Source organism: Testudinibacter crocodili (genome assembly GCF_006228025.1).
Classification (GTDB): domain Bacteria; phylum Pseudomonadota; class Gammaproteobacteria; order Enterobacterales; family Pasteurellaceae; genus Chelonobacter.
The window spans coordinates 1-5,585 of record NZ_VDHF01000134.1 but is presented as its reverse complement, the minus strand read 5'-3'; the positions used below and the strand labels follow the sequence as shown (position 1 = coordinate 5,585).

Sequence of the window (5,585 nt, the reverse complement as noted above, 5' to 3'; positions counted from 1 at the left end):
TAGGCTCTTCTGGTTTAGGTTCTTCTGGTTTAGGTTCTTCTGATTTAGGTTCCTCAGATTTTGGTACTTCTGTGGTAGTATTTGATTTTTCTTCAGTAAAAGAAGACGAGGTTGACGAGCAGGCAGCGGTAAACAAGCTCAGTAAGCATACCATAGCAGTGGTTTTGTAGGTTATTTTCATAAGTTTTCCTTGAATTAGTTAATATTGTTGATATTAAAAACGAATTTCAGCGCCTAATAAAAATGTTCGTCCACGTGCTGAATTAGTAAACGAGTAAACGTAGTTGTCATCTCTATCGGTCCCCACTTGTGAGCCGGTTGAGTTGAGTGAATTTAATGCATCGACATAATTTTTATTTGATAGATTTTGCACCGAGGCTTTGAGTAGGACGTGCTTGTTGAGTCGATATGTGGCGTAAAGATCGATAATAATCGGAATTTTCGGCAGTGCTTGCGAATCATTGCCGTATTTATCTACTTCAAGCCCGTTTGGCACTTCGCGGCGTGACTTTCCGGTGTATTTAAAAATAGATCCGATGGTTAAATCACGCTCAAAAAACCGTCCGCCTAATGTCAGCGTAGCGTAGTCTTCCGGTAGATAGGTGATCGATGTTGTGCCGAATCCGGTACCGATTGAAGAGCTTACATCTAAAGGTAAAGCCGTTTTTTGTCGGCTATAGGATAAATTGGCAAAGAGTGTATCGGAATCATATTCTAAAGCAATTTCTATACCTTTGTGCTTAATAGGATTCAGTGCGTTAATATACATTTGTGCATGAAAATCTCCATATAAATCAGGGTGATTTAGGTCGGTGATTCGAGTACCGCTGCGAGTAATATAGAAACTTTGGCTATGAATATAGTTTTTTATATGATTAATATAGGCTGTCAATTTGAAACCTAAGAAATCATTATCTGTGAATATGTTTTCTTTTTCGGTATTAAAACCAATTTGATAGATCTTAGCTTGTTCCGGTTTTAAATAGGGATTCATTGAGCCGCTGCCTTCATTATTGAAGAAGACTTCTTGGGTATTCGGAATTCGAGTAGATTGGGAATAGCTGATAAACGGTTTGAACCACGGGTTTAAATCCCAGGATAGCATCACTGACGGCTGCAATGATTTGCTGTTTAATTTCATACTGGCGGCATTTTTTGGAAAACAACCCAAATCGGCAAAAGAATTATCGCTGCTGCCCAAAGCGTGGCAAGAACCTTTATGACCTCGGACCGTACCGTCAACATAGGTCAAGCCGGTATTTAATGTGAAATTCTGATAGGTTAATTCATTGATTAAATATAGGCTGTAGATAGTTTGTCTGCCGACAGGAGAAAAGGGCGTATAATCATAGTTGTCTTTATTGACACCTAAGGCTTTTTTAGCATAGGTGTTAGTCATAACACTACTGCCTAAGGTAAAACTCGAGGTGAAATCTTGCCAGTGCAATGTGGAAATATTGTTGATATCCAGATAGTAAGAACGGTTGTCTGTTTTCGCTTTATCCAGTTGCCAAATGTTGGCGTCATTATCATAAAGTTGGCGATTATCGGTATAAGCGCTCAACAAGGTAAAATCAATGAAAGGGCTAGCCGGGTCAAACTTATAGCGTAGATAATAATTACTGTTTTTTGTTTGGCGACCACCGACACTGTTTTGATAGCCACGGGCAGCCAGTTCAATTTTATGTAGCGCGGAAGGGGATAGTTCAAATTTCGCCAACCAAGAGCGGGGCGATTGATCCAGACGGCGAACATAGTCATTTTGAATCGAATGTGTGCCGTCACCGCGTTTATAATTAGCTTTTTCTTTGCCGCCGCTATAGGCTAACATTGCACCTATTGAACCGTTGTCGAAAGCAGCTCGTTTGCTAGCCACCGCCAACATAGCATTTTGCCCTAATCCGTTGGTGCCGTAATTATATTTTGACAGTAAACCAATGTTACTGTCGGCAAAAACAACATCATCGACTCCGATGGTACGTAGGTTGGAGTGTCCGTTTAAAGCATTCACGCCTTGAGCACCTTGTGAGAATCCTCGAGTGACGCTGACACCGGTCAGAAAATTCGGATCAATCATAACGCCGAATTGGCTGCTGGGTCCATATCCTCCGTTTTCACTATGATATTTACTACTGGAATTAGATGAAGTACCGTAAAAAGTTTGAGGAACATCATCAACCATCGTGTTGACTCTGCCAAAACCGGTCATTCCCCGAATATTGACGCTAACCGTACCTTGTGTCGGGTTGATGTTGGTAAAGGTTCCCGGCAGTGCTCGCACTACACTGTCTAATGATTGCATTTTTCTATTTTCACCCACTGCGCTGACTGCGCCGGGAATACTAAACGTTTTTTGTGATGTAGTGCGCGGCGAACCTAATACTTTTAAGTCATCAAGTTGTAATTCATCTTGCGAACTTTGATCGGCATAGCCACCGATAGCGGGAAGAAGACCGCAGCAAACTAAAGCAATAAAACGGCTGATAATCGAATAATTCATTGTTTTTCCTTGTTATAAATAAGTGTATTGCTGGGTATAAGATGACTTTGGCTAGCAATGCGATCGATTTTGAGTAAAAATGTGTAGGCGGTAAGACTTCTGATCTGGCGACTTGCACCGCCATAACGACCGCGATGGCCCGAATGGGGTTCGATATTGAGTAAAATTGCGCTATCAGCCAGATTATACTGTCGGATTTTAGCGGCATATTTTAAGCTTTCCCAAAATGGAACCCGTTGATCTTGTTGGGCTGTCATAATCAAGATTGAAGGATACTGTTGAGGCTGAATATTTTCATAAGGTGAGTAGCTTTTAATATATTGATACTCTTCAGGTTGTGAAATGTCGCCCCATTCTGCAACTTCAGAATCTGTTTTGGTCGCTGGATTACCGAGGGTGGCTAACATATCCAAAAACGGCACTTGTAGCACCACGGCACGAAACAGCTGTGGTGCTTGATTGACGGCAGCAGCAACCAACAATCCACCGGCACTTTCTCCAAGGGCATAAGTGCGGTCAGGCGCTGCATAACCTTTTAATTGTAAGATTTGAGCAACATCAATAAAATCATGAATGCTGTTCAATTTGAATTGCCTGCTCCCTTGGGTGTGCCAAGCAAGCCCCAACTCACCACCGCCTCTGACATGCGCTATTGCATAAACAAAACCTCTGTCGAGTAAGCTGCGATAAGCCGTGCCGTATACCGGTTGCATACTGAACCCATAAGCACCATAGCCGGTTAATAACAGGGGATTTTTACCTTTCTTGAAGTGTGATTTTTTATAAATCAGCGTAACCGGTACAGATATTCCGTCACGCACCGGAATCAATAAATATTCAGTTTGGTAGTGCTGGGCTGCGGTATTATGGATGCCTGATTCAGGCATATCCAACCATTGTTGTTGGTGCAGATCAAACTTCACAATACTTTGCGGTACGTTCAAAGCACTATAGCGTAGTGTTAAATGCGCTGAATCCTGCCCATCCCCATGTAGTATGCTCACTAAATAATTGGGATCCGGGAACGGGATTTTTTCTACCTTGCTATGGTGTGGTATCGACCAATAATATAGCTCAGGAACACCGTGATTGCGCACTTTGACAATCACCCAGTGTTTTAACAAGGTAAAACTTTCGAGGGTACTGCCGTTATGCGGGGTATAAACAGTTTGCCACTTTGCTTGTTTGTCTTTGGCATAGAATAATTCAAATTCAGTATTATTATGGTTACTTTTAATGTAGAAGCCGTCATTATGATGATCCAAATAGTATTCATATCCTATCTTTTCAGGCACAAACAGTGTTATTTCAGGATTGGATTGCATTAGATCTAGAGTGTATATCTCTGATCCATCTTGTTTATTAAGATCTAAGATTAAATACTGACCAGAAGAAGAGAGTGATATCGACAGATGACCATTCGTTGAATTCTGCTGATAAATCAGATGGTCTTCACTTTGCGGTAAGCCGATAACATGCCGGTATAAACCGATAATGTTGCCGGTTTCAGAGGCTTGTTGTAAATAATAGAAAGTGCGATTATTTTTTCCCCAAACAATTTCTCCGCTAGTATTGCTCACTTCTAGCGTTGTTTTGGGAGTCATTGATTTATCTAAATGGATAAGTGAAATCTGATAATTTTCATTACCGATAATATCTTCTGCAATTAAAGCAAGTCGATTATCAGGCGAAATAACCGGAATATTAAGTTGATAATATGCATGGTTTTCAGCTTGTTGTGCACCATCAACAATTAAGTGCCAATGACTATGTTGAGTGGATTTTCGTTCAAAGACAGGATGGTAACCTTGGTTATATCGGCGATAATGATAGCCGTTATCTGACCAATATAATGCGGTTGGACGCTGCTGCGAACGGGAGATGATTTCATTTGACAGTTGTTGTCTGAGAGTTTGCTCCGAGGCAAGGAAATTTTGTGTGTAGCGGTTTTCCTCTCGGATAATTTGCTCAATTTCATCTTGATAGCGATTATCCGCTAGCCAAGCATAGTGATCGTTGTGCTGAACATGATCAGGATTTGCTGCTTGCACTTTGGTCGGAATGAGCGGTTGGGCAATTGCGGCTGATGCAACATAACTGACCAGAATGCCTAAAATGATCCGAATAATATTCATCTTTATAGTACCCAAATATAATCGGCATCATTCATCTCAATATCGGATAGACTTTCAACCATTGCGATAACTTTATAATGACTTTCTAAATATTCTGCTAAATGTAGCGGAACCCCGATGGACTTTCTTATATGATGCAGCCCACCGATAAAAAGAATTGGTTTATTATTTTTAAGTAAGGTTTCAGCCATTCGGCGATCTTTGAATTGCTGGATCTCCACTAATCGATCAATTAACGGATCGCTATGATCTATTGCGTGAGATTCAGCAATTAAGGTCCTAATCGCTTGTTTTACTTTTGTTGTTGTAGATTTCTCCCCCAGTAGCGGATAAGCGCCCTGCAATAAGATATTGATTTCTTCACGGCTTAAATTTGCACCGTAAATATTGATATTGGATCTGGACAAGTAAGTGATCAAAGTTCGGTATTGGGTCCAATCCCATTTTGAATCCCAATCCAGTTGAGCGGCAATTTCGTGATCCGATATCGCGGGTTGGCGACGAATGACGGTTTGAGCCCGGTTTAGATCGGTTTGTGCTGTAGAAGGAAACATTTCTAGAGCAATACTGCTGATCAAAGATCTCTCTTCCAGCATTGTTATTAGCCGTAGTTGGGCTTGGTGGTGTTTCTTTTCAGTATGTTTTTCACCGATCAAAATTATTTTACTTTCAGCCAGTTGATCAACTAAATCATCAATTTGGATATAGCGCTGTTGGCTGACATCAAAAACAGTTTTTTGTATGTCCTGCTGCGGTTTAATTTGTTGTTTGCTAGCTAAAGTGGTGCAGCCTATGCAGAGACAGAATAATAATCCTAATAAGAAGTGCTTGAGGAAAGCAGGTTTTTTATACATACAGACAAATTGTTTTAATTTATATTGATAATGATATTGATTGTTATTATCATATCAGGCCTTATCCAAGTCAAGTAGGTTTTCTTATTTCTTTAG

The 5,585-nt window shown here is 40.6% G+C and carries 3 protein-coding genes and 1 pseudogene; all 4 read right to left on the bottom strand.

The features are described from left to right. Positions 1-181 (bottom strand): annotated as a pseudogene (locus FHQ23_RS11780) (hypothetical protein); the annotation flags it as partial. 33 nt (positions 182-214) lie between these two features. Further along, positions 215-2,500 carry a TonB-dependent receptor domain-containing protein gene (locus FHQ23_RS11775; RefSeq protein ID WP_139614491.1) on the bottom strand — a complete coding sequence of 762 codons (2,286 nt, stop codon included), beginning with the start codon at positions 2,498-2,500 and terminating at the stop codon, positions 215-217. Then, entirely contained in the window at positions 2,497-4,635 is a 2,139-nt protein-coding gene (locus tag FHQ23_RS11770) for a prolyl oligopeptidase family serine peptidase (RefSeq protein WP_139614490.1), read from the bottom strand. The genes FHQ23_RS11775 and FHQ23_RS11770 overlap by 4 nt, the downstream gene beginning before the upstream one ends. Before the next feature lie 2 nt (positions 4,636-4,637). Then, a complete protein-coding gene (locus tag FHQ23_RS11765) occupies positions 4,638-5,489 on the bottom strand; it encodes a ChaN family lipoprotein (protein WP_139614489.1) in 852 nt (283 codons plus the stop codon). Positions 5,490-5,585: the final 96 nt, after the last annotated feature.